This is a genomic window from Rhodococcus qingshengii JCM 15477 (assembly GCF_023221595.1).
In the GTDB taxonomy this organism is placed as follows: domain Bacteria; phylum Actinomycetota; class Actinomycetes; order Mycobacteriales; family Mycobacteriaceae; genus Rhodococcus_F; species Rhodococcus_F qingshengii.
This window is the reverse complement of sequence record NZ_CP096563.1, coordinates 1,142,674-1,164,493: the sequence shown is the minus strand read 5'-3', so window position 1 is coordinate 1,164,493 and position 21,820 is coordinate 1,142,674. Positions and strand designations below refer to the sequence as shown.

21 protein-coding genes are annotated in these 21,820 nt (G+C 63.5%); 8 read left to right on the top strand and 13 right to left on the bottom strand.

All coding sequences use genetic code 11. The features are described from left to right. Nucleotides 1–9 precede the first annotated feature (9 nt). Nucleotides 10–684 (bottom strand): TetR/AcrR family transcriptional regulator, encoded by a 675-nt coding sequence (locus M0639_RS05285; protein WP_231915005.1) that lies wholly within the window; start codon nt 682–684, stop codon nt 10–12. On the opposite strand from M0639_RS05285, the gene M0639_RS05280 reads away from it, so the two are divergent. Genes M0639_RS05280 through M0639_RS05270 form a run of 3 tightly spaced genes read left to right on the top strand, consistent with a single transcriptional unit; the run spans nt 671 to nt 2,898 of the window. Continuing rightward, the gene (locus M0639_RS05280) at nt 671–1,609 is read left to right on the top strand and encodes an alpha/beta hydrolase (protein ID WP_082893151.1); all 939 of its coding nucleotides are present in this window, start codon (nt 671–673) and stop codon (nt 1,607–1,609) included. The genes M0639_RS05285 and M0639_RS05280 overlap by 14 nt on opposite strands. A gap of 10 nt (nt 1,610–1,619) precedes the next feature. Further along, nucleotides 1,620–2,567, top strand: a complete 948-nt coding sequence (locus M0639_RS05275; protein WP_064074126.1) for a cation diffusion facilitator family transporter — start codon at nt 1,620–1,622, stop codon at nt 2,565–2,567. 28 nt (nt 2,568–2,595) lie between these two features. Beyond that, nucleotides 2,596–2,898, top strand: coding sequence for a hypothetical protein (locus M0639_RS05270; RefSeq protein ID WP_063314961.1), 303 nt, complete (start codon nt 2,596–2,598; stop codon nt 2,896–2,898). 58 nt (nt 2,899–2,956) lie between these two features. Here M0639_RS05270 and epsC read toward each other — a convergent pair whose 3' ends face one another. The 6 genes from epsC to M0639_RS05240 all read right to left on the bottom strand — a co-directional run bounded on the left by epsC (nt 2,957) and on the right by M0639_RS05240 (nt 9,483). Further along, nucleotides 2,957–3,535: a serine O-acetyltransferase EpsC gene (gene epsC / locus M0639_RS05265; RefSeq protein WP_003945907.1), complete on the bottom strand. Its 579-nt coding sequence runs from the start codon at nt 3,533–3,535 to the stop codon at nt 2,957–2,959. A 5-nt stretch (nt 3,536–3,540) separates the two neighbouring features. Continuing rightward, nucleotides 3,541–4,476, bottom strand: coding sequence for a cysteine synthase A (gene cysK / locus M0639_RS05260; protein WP_003945916.1), 936 nt, complete (start codon nt 4,474–4,476; stop codon nt 3,541–3,543). Nucleotides 4,477–4,673: 197 nt separating this feature from the next. After that, nucleotides 4,674–6,503: a phosphoenolpyruvate carboxykinase (GTP) gene (locus M0639_RS05255; RefSeq protein WP_003945806.1), complete on the bottom strand. Its 1,830-nt coding sequence runs from the start codon at nt 6,501–6,503 to the stop codon at nt 4,674–4,676. Between the two features lie 277 nt (nt 6,504–6,780). Further along, nucleotides 6,781–7,119 carry a DUF6802 family protein gene (locus M0639_RS05250; protein WP_063314962.1) on the bottom strand — a complete coding sequence of 113 codons (339 nt, stop codon included), beginning with the start codon at nt 7,117–7,119 and terminating at the stop codon, nt 6,781–6,783. A 134-nt stretch (nt 7,120–7,253) separates the two neighbouring features. After that, nucleotides 7,254–8,405: a hypothetical protein gene (locus M0639_RS05245; RefSeq protein WP_231915004.1), complete on the bottom strand. Its 1,152-nt coding sequence runs from the start codon at nt 8,403–8,405 to the stop codon at nt 7,254–7,256. Nucleotides 8,406–8,586: 181 nt separating this feature from the next. Then, nucleotides 8,587–9,483 (bottom strand): GTPase domain-containing protein, encoded by an 897-nt coding sequence (locus M0639_RS05240; RefSeq protein WP_064074128.1) that lies wholly within the window; start codon nt 9,481–9,483, stop codon nt 8,587–8,589. Between the two features lie 199 nt (nt 9,484–9,682). Between M0639_RS05240 and trmB the strand changes: the two genes are divergently transcribed. From trmB to M0639_RS05225, 3 genes are read left to right on the top strand one after another with little or no spacing between them, the layout of a single operon-like run. Beyond that, complete coding sequence (trmB, locus tag M0639_RS05235) at nt 9,683–10,441, top strand: tRNA (guanosine(46)-N7)-methyltransferase TrmB (RefSeq protein ID WP_037132323.1); 759 nt, start codon at nt 9,683–9,685, stop codon at nt 10,439–10,441. Further along, nucleotides 10,438–11,145 carry an NYN domain-containing protein gene (locus tag M0639_RS05230; protein ID WP_003945733.1) on the top strand — a complete coding sequence of 236 codons (708 nt, stop codon included), beginning with the start codon at nt 10,438–10,440 and terminating at the stop codon, nt 11,143–11,145. The genes trmB and M0639_RS05230 overlap by 4 nt, the downstream gene beginning before the upstream one ends. A gap of 10 nt (nt 11,146–11,155) precedes the next feature. Then, nucleotides 11,156–14,095 (top strand): MMPL family transporter, encoded by a 2,940-nt coding sequence (locus M0639_RS05225; RefSeq protein ID WP_007734492.1) that lies wholly within the window; start codon nt 11,156–11,158, stop codon nt 14,093–14,095. A 1-nt stretch (nt 14,096) separates the two neighbouring features. Here the strand turns inward: M0639_RS05225 and M0639_RS05220 are convergent, their stop codons facing one another. Together M0639_RS05220 and M0639_RS05215 are read right to left on the bottom strand one after the other, a co-directional pair. After that, nucleotides 14,097–15,956 (bottom strand): DUF2339 domain-containing protein, encoded by a 1,860-nt coding sequence (locus tag M0639_RS05220; protein ID WP_064074129.1) that lies wholly within the window; start codon nt 15,954–15,956, stop codon nt 14,097–14,099. A gap of 137 nt (nt 15,957–16,093) precedes the next feature. Further along, nucleotides 16,094–16,666 carry a TetR/AcrR family transcriptional regulator gene (locus tag M0639_RS05215; RefSeq protein ID WP_042920278.1) on the bottom strand — a complete coding sequence of 191 codons (573 nt, stop codon included), beginning with the start codon at nt 16,664–16,666 and terminating at the stop codon, nt 16,094–16,096. Between the two features lie 152 nt (nt 16,667–16,818). Here M0639_RS05215 and M0639_RS05210 point away from each other — a divergent pair, with 152 nt between their 5' ends. Continuing rightward, nucleotides 16,819–17,346 (top strand): cupin domain-containing protein, encoded by a 528-nt coding sequence (locus tag M0639_RS05210; RefSeq protein WP_007734488.1) that lies wholly within the window; start codon nt 16,819–16,821, stop codon nt 17,344–17,346. Nucleotides 17,347–17,381: 35 nt separating this feature from the next. Next, nucleotides 17,382–17,834 (top strand): MaoC family dehydratase, encoded by a 453-nt coding sequence (locus M0639_RS05205; protein WP_003945664.1) that lies wholly within the window; start codon nt 17,382–17,384, stop codon nt 17,832–17,834. A gap of 4 nt (nt 17,835–17,838) precedes the next feature. Here the strand turns inward: M0639_RS05205 and M0639_RS05200 are convergent, their stop codons facing one another. From M0639_RS05200 to M0639_RS05185, 4 genes are read right to left on the bottom strand one after another with little or no spacing between them, the layout of a single operon-like run. Beyond that, nucleotides 17,839–18,558: a DUF1707 SHOCT-like domain-containing protein gene (locus tag M0639_RS05200; protein ID WP_007734485.1), complete on the bottom strand. Its 720-nt coding sequence runs from the start codon at nt 18,556–18,558 to the stop codon at nt 17,839–17,841. A 17-nt stretch (nt 18,559–18,575) separates the two neighbouring features. Further along, complete coding sequence (locus M0639_RS05195) at nt 18,576–19,208, bottom strand: response regulator (RefSeq protein ID WP_047269712.1); 633 nt, start codon at nt 19,206–19,208, stop codon at nt 18,576–18,578. A 28-nt stretch (nt 19,209–19,236) separates the two neighbouring features. Next, entirely contained in the window at nt 19,237–20,460 is a 1,224-nt protein-coding gene (gene macS / locus M0639_RS05190) for a MacS family sensor histidine kinase (protein ID WP_007734482.1), read from the bottom strand. Then, nucleotides 20,453–21,631: an AI-2E family transporter gene (locus M0639_RS05185; protein WP_064074130.1), complete on the bottom strand. Its 1,179-nt coding sequence runs from the start codon at nt 21,629–21,631 to the stop codon at nt 20,453–20,455. Before M0639_RS05185 ends, macS begins: the two co-directional genes overlap by 8 nt. Nucleotides 21,632–21,820: the final 189 nt, after the last annotated feature.

Genomic DNA, 21,820 nt, shown 5'->3' with positions numbered 1-21,820 from the left:
GACACCGGATCAAGGTTGCGACCCGATCATCGATCTCGCGTGCCGTACGACGGCTTCCGTTCGCACTCGAAGTTCTTCGGGTGAATCCGATTCCAGCACAACCCGATGCACCTGACTGTCCACGGCAGTCACGGTCAGCCGCGACGTCAACAACGCATCCTCCGCACTGAAACCGTGGCTCTGGAGTCGCTCCGAAAAGCCTAGTACCAGTTGACGATTCATTTCTTCGACCTGCTCGATGAGCTCACGCGTACGCGGAACCTGATCGTAGAGCAGGTGAAAGAACTCTCGCGGCTTACTGTTCACTTCGACCGCGCACTCCACCAACATCCGGACGGCCTCCTCCGGGGTGAGCTCACGCTCGACGATGTCGGCAAGGCAGAGCGCAAAACTCTCCCGCGCAGCACTCACGTGACGGTTCGCCAACTCCGAGAGGATCTCGTACTTGTCGCCGAAATACTGGTAGAGCGAGCCCACCGACACCCCTGCTTCGTCAGCGATCCGGTTGGTGGTCGCTGCCATGGCTTCCGAAGCGAAAACGCGAGTAGCTGCCTCCAGGATCGCGTCGTAGGTAGCCCTCGAGCGCTGCTGGGAGGGCCTTTTCCGCCGAGTCGACACGGTCCTCCGATGCGAGTTGTCAGCCGCGACGCCGATACCGAGAATTGTGTAGGTGACCAGCGCCAATTACTCGAAGTTTATGCCCGACCGGTACACCGACCACATGCCGGCGCCGACCCCGACGTGGTGGGAGTGGAACGGCAACACCGTCCACGTCGCACGGGCCGTGGTTCCAGACGCGCCGGTTCGTGTTCTCGGCATCCACGGCGCCGGCGGCTACTCGGGCGCGTTGTGGCCGTTCGCCGGGATCGGCGTGAAACTCGGAGCCGAAGTCCTCTTCCCTGACCTTCCGCTGTACGGCGACACCGTCGTAGCCGATCCCGCCGGCGTCCGGTACGAGCAGTGGGTCGATCTCCTCTGCGATCTCGTCCGGGCCGAGAAGGCAGCCGACGATCGGCCGCTGGTGTTGTTGGGAGCCAGCATCGGCGGTCTGCTGGCCTACGAGGTAGCCGCGCGGACCGGTCTGGCCGACGCCGTCGTCGCTACCTGCCTGCTCGATCCCTCGGATCCATCGGCCAGAGCTGCCGCGGCGCGGTTCGGCCCGATGGGTGTCTACGGCGCTCCCCTGATGCGGCGCACCGAACGACTGGTGGGCCGTATCCGCGTGCCCATCCGTTGGGTCGCCGACGTGGCGAACATGAGCAGCAATCGGGAGCTCGCAACGCTGTGCGCAACCGATCCGCGCGGTGGCGGTGTTCGGGTGCCACTCGGATTCCTCAGCAGCTACTTCTCGTTCGACCACACCGCACCCGAAGCATTTCGGACGACGCCCGTTCTGCTCACCCACCCGGCCGACGACCGATGGACGCCACCCGAACTGAGCCTGCAGTTCCTCCGCCGCATCAACGCACCCACCGAATTCGTGATGCTGGACGGGTGCGGGCACTTTCCCGTCGAAGAGCCGGGCCTGACGCAGTTCCACGACGCCGTCGCCACACTGCTGCACTCCGTCGCCGAGCGTCACCGCACGAAACCGTCGTCACCCGCCTAGCCTGAGAATCGTGAGCACCGAAACGGAAGCATCGGCCGACGAGAGCACCACGACAGTCGTACTGGCGTTTGCGGCGAACGCGCTGATCGCCGGTGCCAAGACGGCGGCCGCCATCGTCACCGGATCTGCATCGATGGTCGCAGAGGCCACCCACTCCTGGGCCGATACCGGCAACGAAGTGCTGCTGCTGATCGCGAACCGCCGCTCGAAAAGGGTTCCCGACCGAGACCAGCCACTCGGCTACGGCCGGGAGGCCTACATCTGGTCGATGTTCGCCGCCCTCGGACTGTTTGCACTCGGCGCGGGTGTCTCGATCACCCATGGCATCCAGGAACTGTTCCATTCCGAACCGGCGTCCGACTTCGGTGTCGCCTACGCCGTCCTCGGCGTCTCGTTCATCCTCGAAGGCATCTCGTTCCGGCAGGCGTACAAACAACTCCGAAACGAAGCGTCCGCCGTGAACCGCGACGTCATGACCCAGGCACTCAACACATCCGACCCGACGACTCGGGCCGTGTTCGCCGAAGATGCTGCGGCACTTATCGGTTTGGTCATCGCGTTCGTCGGTGTTCTGTTGCACCAGGTCACCGGTTCACCCGTCCCCGACGCCCTCGGCTCCATCTTCGTCGGCATTCTCCTCGGGGTCATCGCAATCATTCTGATAGATCGGAACCGCCGCTTCCTGGTCGGCGAAGAGGCCTCACCGACGCTGCGGGCAGCAGCCATCGAAGCTCTCACCCAACTGCCCGAGATCAACCGAATCACGTTCCTGCGTATGGAATACCTCGGGCCGCGACAGGTCTACCTGGTGGCCAGCGTCGACCTGGTCGGTGACTACGCGGAATCCCGTGTGGCCCACACGTTGCGCGAACTCGAGCGCTCACTCGAGCAGAGCCCACGTGTCGTGCGGGCGATCCTGACCCTCTCGACCCCCGAAGAACCGTCGATCACAGTCTGAACTTCCGGCCGGGCGATAGGCTCGGGCGATGCGCACACTGATCGTGATTCTGGCGGTTCTGGGATTTGTCGTCGGGGGAATTCCCCTGGTGGGCAGTCTGATCGACGTGATGACCAGCCCTGACGAGACCATCGTCTATCAGGGCTCCTACGTACCGTTCCGGGACGTGCAGATGGCTCGGGACTACGAGTCGACAATAGCCACCGCCTACGAACCCTTAGACGGACCGCGCTGGCTCGTCCTGGCCTGCTATCCCTTGATCGGAGCAGCATTGGGCGCTGCGACGGCCGTCGTACTGGGACGTCGCGGGTGGCACCTGACGCGAGCCTGAGCCGACGCCGATGGCCACCCGCCGTCTACACGAGGGTGGCCATCGAAGAAGGAGTGCTTCAGATGTACATCGCCGGATCGATGTAGCTGTTCGGGTCCACCAGTTTTTCCTTGGTGGTCCGTGGCCGCGCCACCGCCGGGATACCCGTCGCGATGGATTCGGCCGGAACATCTCTGGTGACAACGGCATTGGCGCCGATAGCGCTACCTTCACCGATGACGACAGGTCCGAGGATCTTGGCACCAGCGCCGACGGTGACCCGGTCTCCCAGCGTCGGGTGACGCTTGACCTGCTCGAGCGAGCGACCACCGAGAGTGACGCCGTGATAGAGCATCACGTCGTTACCGACCTCGGCCGTCTCCCCGATCACGACGCCCATGCCGTGATCGATGAAAAACCGCCGACCGATGGTGGCACCGGGATGAATCTCGATGCCGGTGACGAAGCGTGTCAGCTGCGAGAGCACTCGCGCCGGGCCGCGTAGCGCAGGGACGGCCCACATGCGATGTGCAACCCGATGCGCCCAAATAGCATGCAGCCCTGAATAAACGAGCGCGTTCTCCACATTGCTGCGCGCGGCAGGATCCTGACCGCGCGCAGCCTGCAGGTCCTCGCGAATTGTCCCGAGGATACTCACAAGTCTCAGTCCCGGATGTGTTCGAACAGCGGGGTGGAGATGTAACGCTCGCCGAAGTCGCACACGACAGCCACGATCAGCTTGCCGGCGTTTTCCGGACGCTTCGCCAACTCGAGTGCTGCCCAGACGATGGCGCCGGACGAGATGCCGCCCAGGATGCCTTCCTTGGTGCCGAGTGCGCGAGCGACCTCGATGGAATCGGGGAACGAGACGTCGATGATCTCGTCGTAGATCTCGCGATCGAGGACGTCGGGCACGAAGTTCGCGCCGATTCCCTGGATCTTGTGGGGGCCGGGCTGGCCACCGTTGAGGATCGGCGAGTCGATGGGCTCGACGCCCACGATCTTAACCTCGGGCTTGTACTTGCGAAGGGTGCGTCCGACGCCGGTGATGGTGCCGCCGGTGCCGATGCCGGACACGAAGATGTCGACGGCGCCGTCGGTGTCGGCCCAGACCTCTTCGCCCGTCGTTGCCTCGTGGATGGCCGGGTTGGCCGGGTTCGCGAACTGGCTGGCCGAGACAGCGTTCTCGGTCTGCTCGACGATTTCCTTGGCCTTGGCGACCGCACCGGCCATGCCCTCGGATCCCGGGGTCAGCACGATCTCGGCGCCGTAAGCACGCAGCATCACGCGACGCTCGGTGGACATGGTCTCGGGCATGGTCAGGATGACCTTGTAGCCACGAGCAGCACCGACCATGGCGAGTGCGATACCCGTGTTACCGCTGGTTCCCTCGACGATCGTGCCACCGGGCTTGAGTGCTCCGGACTTCTCGGCGGCGTCGATGATCGCCACGCCGATCCGGTCCTTGACGCTGTTGGCCGGGTTGTAGAACTCGAGCTTGACGGCGACCTGTGCGTCCAGGCCCTCGGTCAGACGGTTGAGCCGCACGATCGGGGTGCGCCCGACCAATTCGGTCACGTTGTTGTAGATCCCGCTCATATCTGGTCCTCCTGAGGATCGAGTGTGTCGACCCGCTCGCTGATCACTGCTTTACGGCTGAACTGCATAACGGCTGAACTGCTTAACGGCTGAACTGCTTAACGGCTACAGGCAAGGGCATACAGACGACCGATGCCGCATCGGTTCATCAAATTGAACCAATGCGGCATCAGGCCACTACATACGGGGGCGGTTTATCAGGCCAACCGCTGCTTCAGAGCTTCGAACTCGTCGCGAATGCCGGTCGGCAGCTTCTCGCCGACGAAGTCGAACCACTCTTCGATGAGCGGGATCTCGGCCTTCCACTCGTCGATGTTGACCGCGAGGGCCTCGGTGATGTCGGCGTCCGACACGTCCAGGCCTTCGATGTCGAGTGCCGATCCGGTGGGAACGACGCCGATCGGGGTGTCGATACCGGCAGCCTTGTGCTCGATACGCTCGACGATCCACTTCAGGACGCGAGAGTTCTCGCCGAAGCCTGGCCACAGGAAGCGTCCGTCGTCGCCGCGGCGGAACCAGTTGACGTAGAAGACCTTGGGGAGCTTGGACGCGTCCGCGGACTTGCCGAGGTCGATCCAGTGCTGGAAGTAGTCACCGACGTTGTAGCCGAGGAACGGCAGCATTGCCATCGGATCGCGGCGAACCGTACCGACCTGGCCTTCGGCTGCTGCGGTCTGCTCGGAGCCGACCGTTGCACCCATGAAGACGCCGTGCTGCCAGTCGCGAGCCTCGGTGACCAGCGGAACCGTCGTCTTGCGGCGTCCGCCGAACAGGATTGCCGAGATCGGCACGCCCTTCGGGTCGTCCCACTCGGGAGCCATGATCGGGCACTGCGACATCGGGGTGCAGTAACGCGAGTTGGGATGAGCCGCATGGGTGCCCGACTCGGGCGTCCACTCGTTGCCCTTCCAGTCGATCAGGTGCTGCGGGTCGCCTTCGAGGCCTTCCCACCAGACGTCACCGTCGTCAGTCAGAGCGACGTTGGTGAAGACCGTGTTGCCCTGGTCGATGGTGCGCATGGCGTTGGGGTTCGAGGACCAGTTGGTGCCGGGAGCCACGCCGAAGAAACCGAATTCCGGGTTGACGGCGTACAGCTGTCCGTCCTCACCGAAACGCATCCAGGCGATGTCGTCACCGAGGGTCTCGGCGCGCCACCCGGGGATGGTCGGCTGGATCATCGCGAGGTTGGTCTTGCCACAAGCGGAGGGGAATGCCGCCGCGATGTAGTAGGCCTTGTCCTCGGGCGAGATGAGCTTGAGGATGAGCATGTGCTCGGCCAGCCAGCCCTCGTCGTGCGCCATTGCCGAGGCGATACGCAGCGAGTAGCACTTCTTGCCCAGGAGAGCGTTTCCGCCGTAGCCGGAACCGAAGCTCCAGATCTCACGATCCTCGGGGAAGTGGGTGATGTACTTGGTGTCGTTGCACGGCCACGCGACGTCTTCCTGGCCTTCGGCCAGCGGAGCGCCCAGCGAGTGCAGCGCCTTGACGAAGAATCCGTCGGTGCCGAGCTTGTCGAGAACCTTGCTGCCCATGCGGGTCATGACGCGCATGGATACGACGACGTACTCGGAATCGGTGAGCTCGACGCCCAGCTTCGGGTCCTCGGCGTCGAGGGGGCCCATGCAGAACGGCACGACGTACATGGTGCGTCCACGCATGCAACCGCGGTACAGGTCACCCATGAGGGTGCGCATCTCCGCCGGGTCCATCCAGTTGTTGGTGGGACCTGCGTCGATTTCTTCCTTCGAGCAGATGTACGTACGCGATTCGACTCGCGCGACATCGGACGGATCGGAGTTGCCGAGGAAAGAGTTCGGCTTCTTCTCGTCGTTGAGGCGGGTGAAGGTTCCTGCCTCGACCAACTTCGTTGTCAGTCGGTCCCATTCTTCGTCCGAGCCGTCTGCGAAGACGACGCGATCAGGCTGGGTGAGTTCGGCAACCTCTTGCACCCATGCAAGCAGTTCCTTGTGCTGCGTGGGGGGCGTGCCGTCAGTTCCATTGAGACCGGGAATGGTCGCTGAGGTCATCAAACTCTCCTGGGGTGAGCCGGAACCGGGTTCTCGTGACACCGGATGCGAACTGCAGCGCCCCGATACCAGTCGATCCCGGTGTCCCCCTCTCGACGGGGTCCAGCCGCGTCATCCACTCACGTGGATTTCACGGACGCCGGGTGTCCTATGTATTGAGGTTAACGCTGGCTGTTCACCTGCAGGTAATCGGGTGCGGTCAGAAATGTCACAGAAACGATTCAGTTGGTGTGTTCAGGTGCCTACCCGGCGCTCAGAGCACATAAACGGAAGCTTTTCAGAGCGCTCCGGCATCGATTTTCTGCCACACGAGGGCGCCTTCGTCGTCTCGACTGCATTCCCAGGCCGAGTAGTCGCCGTCCGACTCGATCATCGTGAGGCGATCGGCGCTACCGTCGCGATCGAAATCGGACACGATCACGACGGCGTCGTCGGAGTGGACGACACGGCTGTCGACCGTTCCGTCACCGTCCAAGTCGAAGGCGTCGAAGTTCAGGTCGCCGGCATCGACCGGTCCCGACGCGGGCCCGAAGGTCTCGGGCTCGATACGCCCAGGATCGAGCGCTTCGGCTTCGTGCCCGTCGATGTGTCCGGCCGTGATCAGAAATGCTTCCATTACTCCCCCTACTGGATGGTGACCTACTGCTTCGGCAACCCCTACCGAAACCGTCCGCTCAGTATTACCAGACCCCGACGATCAGTCGTGGCCGAAATTGCCGCACTGTGGAGAACTCTGCACTCGCGAAATGATCAGTAGGCGGTGTTCAAAACGGCGAGGTCGCGCTCGCACGACGCGAGCTGACCCGATCTGGCCGCGGCGAGCTCACGAAGTTCACCGTCGATCTCCACGATTCGGGCCTGCGCCGACGCCAACTGCTCGCGACTCTCCGCCATGATCGCCGCTCCCAGATCCGCCTCGGCCTCGAGCAGCACGCTCTGCACTCGCTGCTCCCACTGAGCGCGAACCGCCGACATCGATTCGACGATCCACGACCTGGAGTGGGCACGATCGGCCGTCAGCCCGCGAGTTCGCGCCAACCACCACGCCGCGGCGCCACCCAGAATCAACGTCACGGGGATACTTGCGAACTCCAAGGCCGGAATCATTTCCAGCGGAGTCACTGCGATACGGCCGAGGCCGAGACCCGCGGACGCGCCGACAAGAATTGTCACCCGGTCCTCGTTTCCGCGCTGACGGCCCGGCAGGCCCTCCGGAATCTGCGGGGAAGGCATGTATCCGTTCGTCCCCGCAGATTCCACCGCTGCCGCCATCGCGGCGTCGAACACCCGGGTGTGGTGGTCGACCTCGTGCTGCAGTCGCGTCGGCACGCTGCCCAATTCGGCTCGCGAGGCCGTGTCGACCCAGGCACGTGCCCCGGCGACCGTCGCCCGGGTTGCCTCGGCGATTTGTTGTGACAGATCCCCGCGCGCTCGTTGCAGTCGGCTTCGCACCTGCACCAGGCGTTCGCCTCGCCGGCCGTCACGGTCTGCGAGCAGCTGCGATCGCTCTGCCCGCAGTTCGGCACCAGGAACACCGTCACGTAGATTCCGGATCTCCATCTCGATCATCCGGCGCGTCTGTGCGATGACTCCGGAATCCGAACCACCTGCTTCCCTCTCCCGTGCCGCCCGGCTCACGACCGCAACGAGTGACTGCTCCTGACCAGGCGCAATCGGGACCACGGGAGCCTGCGCAAAAGCGGTGCAGTGCGAAGCGAGAATCTCGGCATCACGCCGGCGCACCGCCTGCCAGTCTCGATAGACGTCGACGCGGGTCAGCGCCACCACCACCGGGGTTCCGCTCGCCGCAGCGTCGCCGAGGAGAAGGAGATCCTCGCGTCCGATCACACTGGCAGCGTCGACGACCAGAAGTACGACGTCGGCGTCCACCTCGCGTGTCACTGTCGAACAGTCATCCGAAGCATCGAACATCTGCGCGACGTCTTCCCGTCCACACCGTGGTGGACCGACAACGTAAATGCGAGTGCCCCTGCATGTTTCGGCGGCGACCCGGCGACCCGGATCGGATGCCGGATTCCATCGCTGCACCACGCGGAGCACCGAATCCGGAAGTACCGAAACGCTATTCATCGGTCACCGCCGGGGCAGAGCGATCGCCTCCGAGCTGCGCCCACCGACGCACATACCCGCGTCGAATCAGTGAGACCCTTTGTTGCGGACACTGTTCCGACTCGTCCACGAGCTCGCCCCACCACCGGCTGCACGTGCCCGCGTCGTCAGCGGTACGAGGATCGGGAGGCTCGCCTTGACGCAGGGCTCGAATTTCGGGGCTCATCATCGCCGCCGCAGCGCCGAACAACACCGCGGAGTCCGAACTCAGATACAACTCGATCTCGTCCCTGCCCGCAATGCTGCGCGAGGCAGATCGCCTCAGCGCCGGGCCGATCTGCTCGACCCGGCCCCACCACTGCGCCTCCAGAACAGGTCCGAGAGCCGCGAACAACTCTTCGACGCCGCGCCCGGTCAGTGTCTCCACCGGAACCGTGGGCACGCGGACGTTCTCGGAGATTTCCGCGGCCCGTCCCAGCGCCTCGTCCCAGCGCGGACCGAACAAGTCAGCCTTGTTCGCAGCGACGACCACACGATCGGAAACTCGGGCAATGGCTCGGCCGTCGACGTCGCGGACCGCGTCGACCACCACGTAGACAACGCAACGACGACCCAGATCGGGGTTCGAAGTTCCAGGGACATCGAATGCCCTCGACTCGGTCACCACAACCGGTGCGCCGACAACTCTGCGCGAGAACCGGTCGTCGCGCCCCAGGATCCGCGCCAACGACGACCGCCCCACCCTGGCTCGCCCGGCGACCACCAATTCGAGCGGCGCGCTCAGCGATCCGAGCACCGAGTGAACCGCCTCGGCGGCTCCCGAATCGATCGATGTCAGCCGATATGCCAGAGCGCGCAACTGATCGATCGGCTCCACGCAGGCGTCGTCGATCGATTCTGCGGGCAACATTCGTGACCAATTACTGCATGCAAATCCTGTGTTCATCCCCACCCCACGTCCCCATCGTGTCGGTGAGATTCTGTCAGGTTCTCGGCAAGGACGGCAGGTGACACCGCCCTTTCGCCGACAGTCCGAAGTCGACGGTTTCAGGACTTTCCGTGGAAAGTCTCAACTCAAACTTCAGACCCGTCTGCGCTAAACGGGGGTCATGCGTGACAATGGGTTCGTGAACGAAGCCGATCAGCATGCACCGCAGACCCCTGACACGGGGCAGACGGACCACACCAAGGGGTCCCGTCTCCATCCGAGAGTGACCAGCTTTCGCTCTCGCCGGGGTGCGCTGACCGACGCACAGCAGCAGGCTTGGGACCGTCAGTGGCCGCTCATCGGCGCCGACGTCTCGGACACACCGCTCGACGCGAACGCCTGGTTCGGACGTGAAGCACCCCTGATCATCGAGATCGGTTCGGGTACCGGCACCGCGACGGCCGCAATGGCCAAGGCGGAACCGCACGTGAACCTGATCGCGATCGAGGTGTACCGCCCAGGGCTGGCGCAGCTTCTCCAGCAGGTCGAACGTGAAGAGATTCCCAACGTCCGCGTACTGCGCGGTGACGCGATGGACGTACTCGAGAACATGGTCGCCCCCGAGTCCCTGACGGGCGTCCGGGTGTTCTTCCCGGATCCGTGGCCCAAGGCCCGCCATCACAAGCGTCGCCTCCTGCAGGGGCCGACGTTCGCGCTGATCGCCAACCGTCTCAAGCCTGGCGGAGTGCTGCACGTGGCAACCGATCACGCCGAGTACGCCGAATGGATCGAAGAAGCCGGCAATGCCGAGCCGCTGCTGACCGCACTCGACTGGGAGTCTCCGATGACCCACGAGCGTCCGGTCACCAAGTTCGAGGACAAAGCCCATAAGGTCGGAAGTGCAATCACCGAGCTTATATGGGGGAAGATCAGAGCATGAGCGTCAGCGAACAGCTATCCGACGACGTGACGTCGTCGGAATCTCCTCTCGACTTCGGTCGTGACTCCCGCCACCCCAAGCGGGTGCTTCTGGTCTGGGACGCCCCTAACCTCGACATGGGCCTCGGCGCCATCCTCGGTGGCCGGCCTACCGCCGCCTACCGGCCACGATTCGACGCTTTGGGTCGTTGGCTGCTCTCTCGCACCGCCGAACTGTCCGCACAGAACAGCGGCACGCTCGAGCCTGAAGCGACCGTCTTCACCAACATCGCGTCCGGCAGCGCCGACGTCGTTCGTCCTTGGGTCGAAGCCTTGCGTAACGTGGGTTTCGCGGTGTTCGCCAAGCCGAAGGTCGATGAAGACAGCGATGTCGATTCGGACATGCTCGAGCACATCGCGCTCCGGTACGGCGAGGGCCTCGCCGGAATCATGGTCGCCTCCGCCGACGGCCAAGCGTTCCGCGAACCTCTCGAGGACATCGCAGCAACCGGTATCCCGGTCCAGGTTCTCGGGTTCCGTGAACACGCCAGCTGGGCTGTGTCGTCCGATATCTTGGACTTCGTCGATCTCGAGGACATCCCAGGTGTCTTCCGTGAGCCTCTGCCACGGGTAAGCCTGGACACCCTGCCCGACGAGGGCGCCTGGTTGCAGCCGTTCCGACCGCTTTCTGCCCTGCTCATCGGGCGAAAAAGTGTTGCCGAGTAGGAGTTGATCAGTGTTCGCCAGCTGGGGAAGCATCGTCTATCGAGCCCGCTTCACCGTCATCGCTGTCATGGTGGCGGGGCTCCTCGGGCTCGCTGCGTACGGCCTGAGCCTGCAGGATCATCTCAGCCAGAGCGGCTGGGACGATCCGGGGTCGGAATCGGTAGAGGCTGCCAAACTCGCTGACGGCACGTTCGGACGCAGCACGACGGGTGACGTTCTGGCGCTGTACACGGCGCCGGAGGGCAAGACCGTCGACGACCCCGAGTTCCAAGCGAAGGTCATCGACAATCTGCAGCGACTCGTCGCCGACAACCCCGACCAGATCATGAAGATCAACGGCTCGTACTTCAAGGTCGACAACGGTCTCTCGGTGGCGGCCCTGGCGGACAAGACCAAGCAACACGCGGTCACCAGCATCGCGATCGCCGGAGACAACGACACCGCGGTGTCCAACAACTTCCGCGACGTCGAGTCGCAGTTCTACATCGACGGCGTCGACGTGCAACTCGCCGGCCTGCAACCTGTCGCGAATTCGCTCAACGACACGATGGCCAACGACATCAAGCGCATGGAAATGCTCGCGATTCCTGCTGTCGGTGTCCTGCTGTTCTTCGTCTTCGGTGGCGTCGTCGCTGCTGCCCTCCCGTTGATCGTCGGCGGTCTGACCGTCATCGGCGCCAACGGCATCATTCGACTGATCACCAACTTCACCGAGGTCAACGCGTTTGTTGCGCCCGTGGTCTCTCTGGTCGGCCTGGGTCTGGCGATCGACTACGGACTGTTCATCGTCAGCCGTTTCCGAGAAGAGATAGCCGAGGGGTACGACACCCCGACCGCTGTACGCCGAACGGTCATGACGGCGGGTAGAACGGTCATGTTCTCGGCGACCATGGTTGCCGTCAGCCTCGGCGGTCTGCTGTTGTTCCCGCAGGGCTTCCTCAAATCGGTGGCTTACGGCGCCATTGCTGCCGTCATGCTTGCCGCGATCTCGTCCATCACGATTCTTCCCGCGATTCTCGGCATTCTCGGCAAGCGGATCGACGCGCTGACCTTCAAGAAGCTGCGCCAGACCAAGACCAACGAGGAAATCGAGAACGGTTTCTGGGGCAAGCTCACCCGCTGGGTCATGCAGCATCCGCTCAAGGTCGCGGTCCCGATCGTCGCGGCTCTACTGCTGATGATCATTCCGCTGACGGGCATCAAGTTCGGCGGTATCAACGAGACGTACCTGCCCCCGGACAGCCCCACGCGTGTCGCGCAGGCGCAGTTCGACGAACTCTTCCCCGGCAATCGCACCGAGCCCGTTCGACTCGTCATCGAGGGAGCCGACAACACCACCCTCGGTCAGATTTCCAAGACCGCAAATGCTGCGCCGGGTCTGGTCGAGAAGTTCACCCCGGAGGTTGCGACGAAGGACGGTGTCAACGTCCTCAAGGCCGGTCTGACGGAGCGGAACGAGGCACGTCCCACCATCGACTATCTGCGGTCCGCGGACTGGCCCGAGGGCACAACTGTGCTGGTCGGCGGTACTCCGGCCATCGAGCAGGACAGCGTCGACGCATTGCTCGATCGTCTGCCGCTGATGGTCGTATCCGTCATCCTGCTGACGACCTTGCTGATGTTCTTGACGTTCGGCTCGCTCGTCCTGCCCATCAAAGCCGCATTGATGAGCGCGCTCGGACTGGGTTCGACGCTCGGAATCTTGACCTGGATCTTCATCGACGGGCACGGTTCCGGTCTGTTGAACTTCACACCGGGGCCGATCATGTCTCCCGTCCTGGTGTTGATCATCGCGATCGTCTACGGCCTGTCGACCGACTACGAAGTGTTCCTGCTCTCCCGCATGGTCGAAGCGCGAGCGCAGGGCGCGAGTACTACCGAATCCATCCGTATCGGCACGGCACATACCGGACGAATCATCACCGCTGCCGCACTGATTCTGATCGTGGTCACCGGCGCATTCGGCTTGTCCGATCTGGTGATGATGAAATACATCTCCTACGGCATGATCTCCGCGCTGATCATCGACGCGACTCTCATCCGAATGTTCCTGGTCCCCGCGACCATGAAACTGCTCGGCGACGACTGCTGGTGGGCTCCGGCCTGGATGAAGCGGATCCAGCAGAAGATCGGGCTGGGCGAGCCGATCCTCGACAACGAGCTGGTACTCGCGAACGTCCCGCAGATCGCGCCTGTCGGTGCGATCGCCGGACCGGGTCAGCCGCGCAAGATCGAAGCGGCCTCGCGGGTCATGCCGCCGCCTGCCCCGGCTGCACAGCCGGAAAGCGGACCTCGCGTTCCCGATCCTCTCACCGAGCCCATTCCGCTCAGCGAAATGGCGATCAAGGCACCCAACACGGAGGCTCCCGCCGCGGAGAAGCCGGCACCGCGACGTCGTCTCGATATCGGGAGTGCAGCCAGCGCCCCCCAGAACCTGATCGAGGCACCGGTACCCAATCCCTCGTACCGGCCGCAACCGAATGCCAGCGACAAGCGCAGAAACCCCACGCCCGCTGCGCCGGCCGAGCGTCCCATCGAGAGTTGGTTGTCGGACCTGCGGGCCCGGGAACAGACTCCCCCGGCCTCACGTCCACTGCCGGTGGTCCGGACGCCTTCGCGGACAAACGGTTCGGCGACCAACGGTGCTGCCAGCAGCAGTTCAGGCTCCAACGGCGCGAGCCGGAACGGCTCCGCAAACGGTGCTACCAACGGCTCTGCAACAAACGGTTCAGCCCCGACCTCGGTGGAGGCGACCCCCCAGTCGCCGCCTCCACCGACCGCTCCGGAGCGTCGTAACGGGGTTTTCACGGATTCGCCTTCGCCTACCAACGAGCCCCGAGTCTCGGACGCCACCCCTGACGGCGACGACAACGCCACCGGCAGGCACCGGCCTGACGACGCAGGCGCCATCAGCGTGAGCGAGCTCATCGCTCGCCAGAAGCGAAGCTGACTCATGATCCAGAAGCGAAGCTGACCTGCTCCTGCTCCTGCTTGGCGAAGGCTCGTGCATAACGTGTCCCGACCAGCAGGAGCAGCAAGCCGACCACCAGGAAGGCAACGCTACGCACCAGCCCACTGAGTGTGGCCAGGTCGAAGAGGAACAGCTTTGCCACGGCCGCACTGGTGAGAGCAAGCCCGGCTCCGAGCAAGACGCGAGCGTGCTGGCGGTTGTTCAATCCGAGCACCAGCGCTGACGTGGCGGCAAGCATCCACACGATGGTTGCAACACTGTGCCCGGCAACGAATCCGGTTGCACTGTCGAAAATTTCGACGCCGGATGAGACGAGCGCGCACGTCACCGCGTAGAGGACACCGAACCCTGCGGCCGCCCATAGAACCGCCGCGTTGGAATCGGCAATCAACTTCAGTCGGTGAATCGCCCAGACCAGCATCACCAGCGCGCCTATCGCCGTCAGGCTCGAGAGCGCCGTGATCGCACCGAGTTGCCTGGATGCGGCGCGAGCGGTCGTCAACGCTTCCGGCGGAACCGTCGTGAGGTATCCGATCGATCCGATTGCCGCAAAGGCGGTTCCGAGCGCGAAGACGAAGCGCGAACCCGCATACAGCGAGACTCCGAGGAAGATCATTCCGACCGTGAGGATCAGCGGTACGACCAGAGATTCAGTCGCCCCGGAGAAGCAGCAGAGCAACAATGCGAGGGCGCCGGTTGCGCCCAGTCCGAATCGCAGTTGCGTCGGCAAAGGCTTGGCCGCCGCTGCAGCCGAAAGAAGTAGTGCCGCAGCAATTCCGTACAGCACTGCGGATTCGGTGCGCCCGAGCACGGCTCCGACGCTCATCAGCGGAAGGGACGAGACGACAAAGGTAGCAGTGGACCACGCCCCTGCAATGCCGTCACGCGAGGGCGAACCCGTCCACTGCATAACCATCGCGCAGCCGACCCCCACGATTGCAACCACGCCGGCACTGATCACCAATTGCACTGCACTGTTTCCGGATTCGTCGAAGATGAACTCCGACGCCATCGCTGCGAGCAGTGCGAGAACCACCGGTACGGTGCGCGCCATGCCCAGGTACTTCCAGTCACGACCGAGCTGGGCGGAGAATGTTGCCGATTGGATCGCGAAGAGGAAACCGATGAGGGTCAACGATATTCCCGACGTCAACACGGGAGCCAGCAGCGCTGCTCCCAGAACGATCATGAGCGCCAGCGATTCGGAATCCCACTTCACGGCGAGGGCAACGCCGGCGGCGGCGATTCCGAAGGCAATCACCATCGCGAGCGGTGTCGTCACCCAACCGTAGAGAACGGAGGCTGCGACGACATCGAGATACATCCCTGCAAAACCTGTGGCAGCCAGGGCAATTGCCCCCACTTTGCCCCCTGGCCGTCCGTGGACCCGCACCCCGGCAAACACCAAGGCGCCGGAAAGGAGCGCACCACCGAGCACCCGCAGCGGAGGTCCGAAGAATCCGGCCTGCGCTGCAAGTACCAGCAGCATCACGACGCCGATCAGTGTGACGGCAACACCGGCCGCGGCCAGGAGTCGACTGATGACACCGTCGCGTTGCCACCAGGGCTGGCGAGGTGCGGCAACCGGATACGTCGGCGGCTGCCACGCGGGCACGCTCTGCTGAGGACGCATTGGAGGCACCTGCGGCACCTGTGGCGCCGGAGATGCGGGTGCCGGAACTACCGGCATGGGCGGGGTCGCAGTAGCCGAGGACAGCTGAGTCTGCAGGATCGACAGGTTCTGGCCCATGTGACGCAACTGCCGGCCGATGCTGTCGCACTCGGCCGAGAGGGCGGTCACCAGTCGCGGATCGACGGCGGAAAAGCTCGGTGTGGTCATGGCTTCGAGCTTGCTGCGTGGCCGAACCGATCAGATGAGTAGTACTACTCGATCAGCCTGGGGACTTCTCGTACTCAACTGAGGACAACTTCGACTGACAGCACCCTCGACTGACTGCATCATCGACTGACAGGGCACTAACGCCGAGGTGCCGCGTTCCGCAATCGTTCGGACAGAAGCCGACCCGAAGTGTGAAGCGGAGCGGGATCCTGACGCGCCCGAGCAAGGACCAGCGCGCCCTCGAGTGCGGACAGAGCGAGAATTGCCTCGGACTCGGCGTCTTCGCGGGACCAACCGTCTGCCTCGAGGCGCTGAGCCAGCAGTGCGAGCCACGAGTTGTACCCGTCCGCACAAGCACCGCGGATGACCTCGGATTCGGTTGCGGCATCCAGTGTTGCCGTAGCCAGGGCGCATCCACGTTCGTAGTCCGAATCCGACAAACGCGCAGCCAATGCGGCGGCGAATGCCGAGATCGCGGTGGCTGCATCGGGTGAGCTCTCCAGCAGGTGCCGGATGAAATCGGCCATTGCCTCGCCACGTCGCCTCAGAGCCTCGCCTGCGAGTTCTTCCTTGCCGCCGGGAAAGTGAAAGTACAAGGAACCTTTGGTAGTCGCACTAGCCGAGAGAACTTCCGACACCCCCGTTCCGGCGTAGCCCTTCCGCTGCAACAAATCGGCAGCGGCATCGACCAACAAATCTCTCGTAGACATACGTTCAATATACCGATCAGTACACATATCGACAACACTTGAAGTGCACAAATTGCCAAAACCTTGCATCACTAGACCGATTGGTACATGATTCGGGAATCAACAAACCGGAGCACGGCCAACGACGTTCACGACGGCAAAGGACCAAATCGATGTCACCGAATTCCCCGAACAACACCACCACGACCGTCCTCGGACCGGACGAAGACCTCGCCGGGACCCTCGCGGCCACCGGCGTCCGGATGATGGTTCGTAACAAACAAACCGAGGGAGGTTTCTCTCTTGTACAACACCGCATCGCTCCGCATTCGATGACCTCACCGGTCCATCGCCACAGCCGGGAAGACGAGTACACGGTGGTTCAAAGTGGCCGCGTCGCAGCGATGGTCGGAGACGAGGTCGTCTACGCGGAGACCGGCGCCATGATCTTCAAACCGCGTGGCCAGTGGCACGCCGTGTGGAATCCCGACGACGCTCCAGCACGGATTCTCGAAATCATCACGCCCGGAGGGATGGAAGACCTGTTCGAACTGATGCCGAAACTACTGGCCGAAGCAGGTTCCGCCGCGGAATCGGTTGCAGCGCGGGTAGAAGCAGACTTCGGGATCGAATTCGATCTCGTTGCCACCGCCGAGATCGCACAGACACACGGTGTGGGATTCGGCATCGAAAGTCACTGACCGACTGTCAGCACCTACCGATCGAAGGAAAATTCATGCTTGTACTCACCGGAGCAGAAGACCTCAGCGCCAACCTGAACCAAGAGCTGGGCGTCAGCGACTGGCACGATGTCACCCAGGAGTCCATCGACGAGTTCGCCCGGGTCACCGGCGACGATCAGTGGATTCACGTCGATGTGGATCGCGCGAAGGAGTCGCCGTTCGGCGGAACCATCGCGCACGGCAACTACACGCTCTCACTCGGCCCCAAGTTCTCGTACGCAATGTTCTCGCTCGAAGGTTTTGCGTTTGCTCTCAACTGCGGATTCGACAAGGTCAGGTTGCCCGCTCCGCTTCCGGTCGGCTCTCGTGTCCGCATGCGCGCGACGTTGAGCAAAGTCGAACCGATCAACGGCGGTGTCCAGATCACGGTGACGCAGACGTTCGAACGAGAACACGGTGACAAGCCCGTGTGCGTCGCCGAGATGTTGACCCGCGCGTATCACTGAAAGGTCAGGAGCCGAACATCTTTCGGATCGTGGTACCGAAGGGATGCTTCGCGGTGACACTGCCGAATCGCACCTTGCCGTGCACCACCAGATGCAGCGGGCCCATCTGTGGGCCGGAACGAACCTTGTTCGACGCGCTTCCCCCGACTGCCTCGACACCGTTCATGTCCACCGTCGCCTCTTCGGGAACGATCAGTGAAATCGAGCTGGCGTAGTCGTCGATCGAGATGTTCACGACCTGCGTCTGCATCACCGCACGCGTGAAATCGATAGTCACACTGGACATTCTGGTGTCGACCACGACAGCTGGTGGAACGATCCAGGCACCGTTCCGCGTCACCGTCGCCATTCGTCCACGGATCACGGCAGCATTTGCCGCTCCGTAAGTACCTACAACCGGAGCCCCGACGGGAGCGCGGTAAGGCGGGCTCGGGTGAACCGGCGGCGGTTGGGGTTGGTACGTCGGCGCCGGGTAGGGCTGGCCTTGGTACATCGGCTGACCCGCATTGGGATACGCGGGTGGGTCGTAGTCGGAGATCAGTGTGATGCCCGGAAGATCGGCGAGAACCGAGTTGAGCTCACCTCGTGTCTTTGCGGCCAAGGCAGTGTCCATGCGCTCGGTGAACTCACCGAGCGAGAGCATCCCTTGACCGACAGCTTTCTGCAGCAGCTCGCCGACATGCTCTCGTTCGGCATCGGATACGCGTAGATTCCTGGCCTCCATGATTTCCAGGATAAACGTTATTCGAGACCTTGTTCTATCGCGTATCGCGTGAGCTCGACGCGATTGGCCAACTGAAGCTTCCGAAGCGTTGCCTGCACATGGTTTTCGACGGTCCGGTGGCTGAGCGAGAGCCTCGTGGCGATCTGTTTTGCGCTCAGCCCCTTGGCGACAAGACGGAGCACTTCGGTCTCACGGTCGGTGAGCCGAGGCAGCTCGGGTGCGCGATCGTCGGCCGGTGCCGTCGACATCCGGCGGTACTCACCGAGCACCAATCCGGCGAGGCCGGGGGTGAAGACGGCTTGTCCGTCGAAAGTCGCTCGCACGGCCTCGAGCAGTTCCGCCACCGAAGCACTCTTGACCAGGTAACCCGACGCTCCGGCTTTGACCGCGTCGAGGACGTCGTCACGTTCGGCAGAGGCCGAAAGCACCAGTACCTTGCTCTTCGGCGAAACCTCGAGAACTGCGGTGGTGGCGTCGGCACCGTTTCCGTCCGGCAGGTTCATGTCCATCAGAACCACCGCCGGTTGCACGGCGGCGGCCCGGCGGCGCGCACTCTCGACACCCTCCGCCGTGGCGCTCACGGTGAAGCCGGCAGCTTCGAGGTCCCGGGAGACACCGTCGCGCCACATCGGGTGATCGTCGACGACCATCACCGTCACCGGATTCTCGCCATGTTCGTCAGCCGCGCTCACTTTTCCCCTTCGGAACGTTGATCTCCCATTCGGTGCCCTCCCCCGGCCCGGTTTGCAGGACTGCAGTGCCGCCGAGCACCTGCACTCGGCCGAGAATGGACTTCGATACTCCCATGCGGCCTTCGGCTTCGGCCTGCGCCAAGCGACCCTCGGGGATTCCGACGCCGTCGTCGCGGATGCTGACGATCACCTCGTCCGGCAAATCTTCGAGCAATACGTATGCCTTCGCCGCGGGCCCGGCGTGCAGCCCGACATTGGACAGAGCATTGTCGACGATGGCTGCCAGTTCGATGGCTCGATCACGCTCGATCACGACGGGGTGCGCGGGCGTCGACACCGACACTGACGTGCTTGCCTGCGTGGTCAGCAGCGGACACAGATCCACTGTCTGTCCGCCGACGTCTGCCGCGGCGCCCGAAACCTGCTCGGAGATCAGCATTCTCAAGGCGACCTCCTGCTCACCGGCCAGAGCAGCCAGTTCAGCTGCCTCGCCGCCGAGTGCCGCACCTCGCCTGCGCACCATCGCCAGCACCTGCAGAACGCCGTCGTGTACTTCGCGTGCCAAACGCTCGCGCTCTTCGGTGGCCGCCGCCAGACGGACGGCTTGCTCGAGTTGTCGATGCGAGCGCCGAGCGGTGGTGGTGGCCAAGCCCAACGCCAGGCCGACCGATACGAGCACGGGAGCCGTCGCATCGCGCCAGAGGTCCAGGTTGACCTGGTCGCGGATGATCGCGCTGGCCGCCGAGATGACAACTCCGGACGCCATACCGAGCCACGGCCCGCCGAGAATTGCCGCGGAGATGACCGCGTTGGTGGCCCACAGCGTGGTGGGCAGCGTCTGGTGATTCTGATACCACTCGTGGTCGGAGACCAGCCTCGTCGACGCCATCAGCAAGATGACGACCACCTGATCGGCGATCACCACCTGATACCGCGGCAGCTTCTTCCCGAACAAAGCACCGGATGTCCCGAGCAACAGTGCCGACACCCCGGTCCACACGGCCATCAGAGCGACGAAGAACCAGCTGAGCCGAGAGTTGGTGTAGTCGGAGGCCGAGGCGAACTGGTAGCTGATCGCGTACACCAGCGTGACGAGCCGAAATGCCTGCGCCGCCCGCCACAGCGGGGCATCAGGGTCGGTGTCGACGCCCGACGCCTCGCGAACGGTCGGCTGATAGTGCAGCCGACGACGGCGGGTGGGCTCAGTCATCGGGAGGAGTGGGGTTCACGATGCGAGGCTCGGCGCGCGGCTCGTCGGGTTCGGCGGGGAACAGTGGGGTTTCCGGATCTTCGACGTGCAGTTCGGCGTACGCGATGTCCGGGTCGTCGGCGAGGAGGGAACGAATAGCGGTATTCAGGACCGCGACGATCGGAACAGCCAAGAGCCCGCCGACGATTCCAGCGAGAACGATGCCCGTTGTAATGGCGAGAACGACTGCCAGCGGATGCAGGCGAACAGCGCGACCCAACAACAGCGGTTGCATCACGTGCGCTTCGAGCTGCATGACGCCGATGATGATGCCGAGGACGATCAGCGCCGTCAGGAAACCCTTCGTGACCAGAGCGACAAGCACCGCGAGAAAACCGGTCAGAAATGCACCGACGATCGGAATGAACGCGCCGATGAACACCAACGACGCCAGCGGCAGGGCGAGCGGCACCCCGAGGATCGCCAGGCCGGCACCGATACCGATCGCGTCGGCGGCGGCAACCGCGACCGTGGCGCGCACGTAGCCGATCAGCGACCCGAAACCTGCAGAACCGGCGATCCGTACGCGACGACGCGCGTCGGTGGGAACTATCCGGGTGACGAACTGCCAGATCTGATCGCCGCCGTAGAGGAAGAAGATGAGAGTGAACAGCGTCAGCAATGCCCCGGTGAAGATCTCGCCGATGACTGTCGCCGTGGTCAAAGCGCCGCTGGTCAGGGACTCACGATTGGATTGCACCGACTTGACGACCGAATCACCTGCCTGGCGGATCTGATCCTCGCTGAAGTGCAGCGGACCGCTGGTGAGCCAGTTCTGAATTTGCGTGACGCTGGCCGTGAACTGGTCGGTGAGCTGGGGCAACCCGTCGATGAACTGCTCGACGACAAACGTCATGATTCCCGCGACCAGCCCGATCGAGGCAAGCAGAACGACGATGACGGCTGCCGAGCGGGGAACACCCCACACCTGTAGCCGATCGACAATCGGGATCAGCAGAGCTGATGCCAGCAGAGCCAGCCCCACCGGGATGAGCACGGTTTCGAGGCGGAGTACGACGTACCCGAGAACCAACAGTCCGGCGAAGATCACAATGAGGCGCCACGACCATTCCGCAGCGATGCACACGCCGGGATGCACCGCCCGAGCGTCGGCGGAGATGGGTTTGTTCATCCTCGATGCTCGCTCCGCACGCCCCCTGTTTGCGTTCACATCGCGAGCCTAACCGGCCCGGCCGACACAGGTGAGCGGACGAATAATCGGACGCGCGTACCAACACTTCGACCTCTGCCAGCTAAATTGAACCCTGTGCGGGCCTCATACAGAGCAATAGCGGTGACCATCCGCAGCCGGTGGCCCCTC

Coding starts and splice junctions, on each gene's coding strand:
- cysK (WP_003945916.1), bottom strand. CDS start 4,476: ATGAGCGGGATCTACAACAACGTGACCGAATTGGTCGGGCGCACCCCG.
- M0639_RS05255 (WP_003945806.1), bottom strand. CDS start 6,503: ATGACCTCAGCGACCATTCCCGGTCTCAATGGAACTGACGGCACGCCC.
- M0639_RS05220 (WP_064074129.1), bottom strand. CDS start 15,956: ATGACCACACCGAGCTTTTCCGCCGTCGATCCGCGACTGGTGACCGCC.
- M0639_RS05210 (WP_007734488.1), top strand. CDS start 16,819: ATGTCACCGAATTCCCCGAACAACACCACCACGACCGTCCTCGGACCG.
- M0639_RS05270 (WP_063314961.1), top strand. CDS start 2,596: ATGCGCACACTGATCGTGATTCTGGCGGTTCTGGGATTTGTCGTCGGG.
- M0639_RS05200 (WP_007734485.1), bottom strand. CDS start 18,558: ATGGAGGCCAGGAATCTACGCGTATCCGATGCCGAACGAGAGCATGTC.
- M0639_RS05185 (WP_064074130.1), bottom strand. CDS start 21,631: ATGAACAAACCCATCTCCGCCGACGCTCGGGCGGTGCATCCCGGCGTG.
- M0639_RS05195 (WP_047269712.1), bottom strand. CDS start 19,208: ATGGTCGTCGACGATCACCCGATGTGGCGCGACGGTGTCTCCCGGGAC.
- M0639_RS05215 (WP_042920278.1), bottom strand. CDS start 16,666: ATGTCTACGAGAGATTTGTTGGTCGATGCCGCTGCCGATTTGTTGCAG.
- M0639_RS05230 (WP_003945733.1), top strand. CDS start 10,438: ATGAGCGTCAGCGAACAGCTATCCGACGACGTGACGTCGTCGGAATCT.
- trmB (WP_037132323.1), top strand. CDS start 9,683: ATGCGTGACAATGGGTTCGTGAACGAAGCCGATCAGCATGCACCGCAG.
- macS (WP_007734482.1), bottom strand. CDS start 20,460: ATGACTGAGCCCACCCGCCGTCGTCGGCTGCACTATCAGCCGACCGTT.
- M0639_RS05240 (WP_064074128.1), bottom strand. CDS start 9,483: ATGTTGCCCGCAGAATCGATCGACGACGCCTGCGTGGAGCCGATCGAT.
- M0639_RS05250 (WP_063314962.1), bottom strand. CDS start 7,119: ATGGAAGCATTTCTGATCACGGCCGGACACATCGACGGGCACGAAGCC.
- M0639_RS05205 (WP_003945664.1), top strand. CDS start 17,382: ATGCTTGTACTCACCGGAGCAGAAGACCTCAGCGCCAACCTGAACCAA.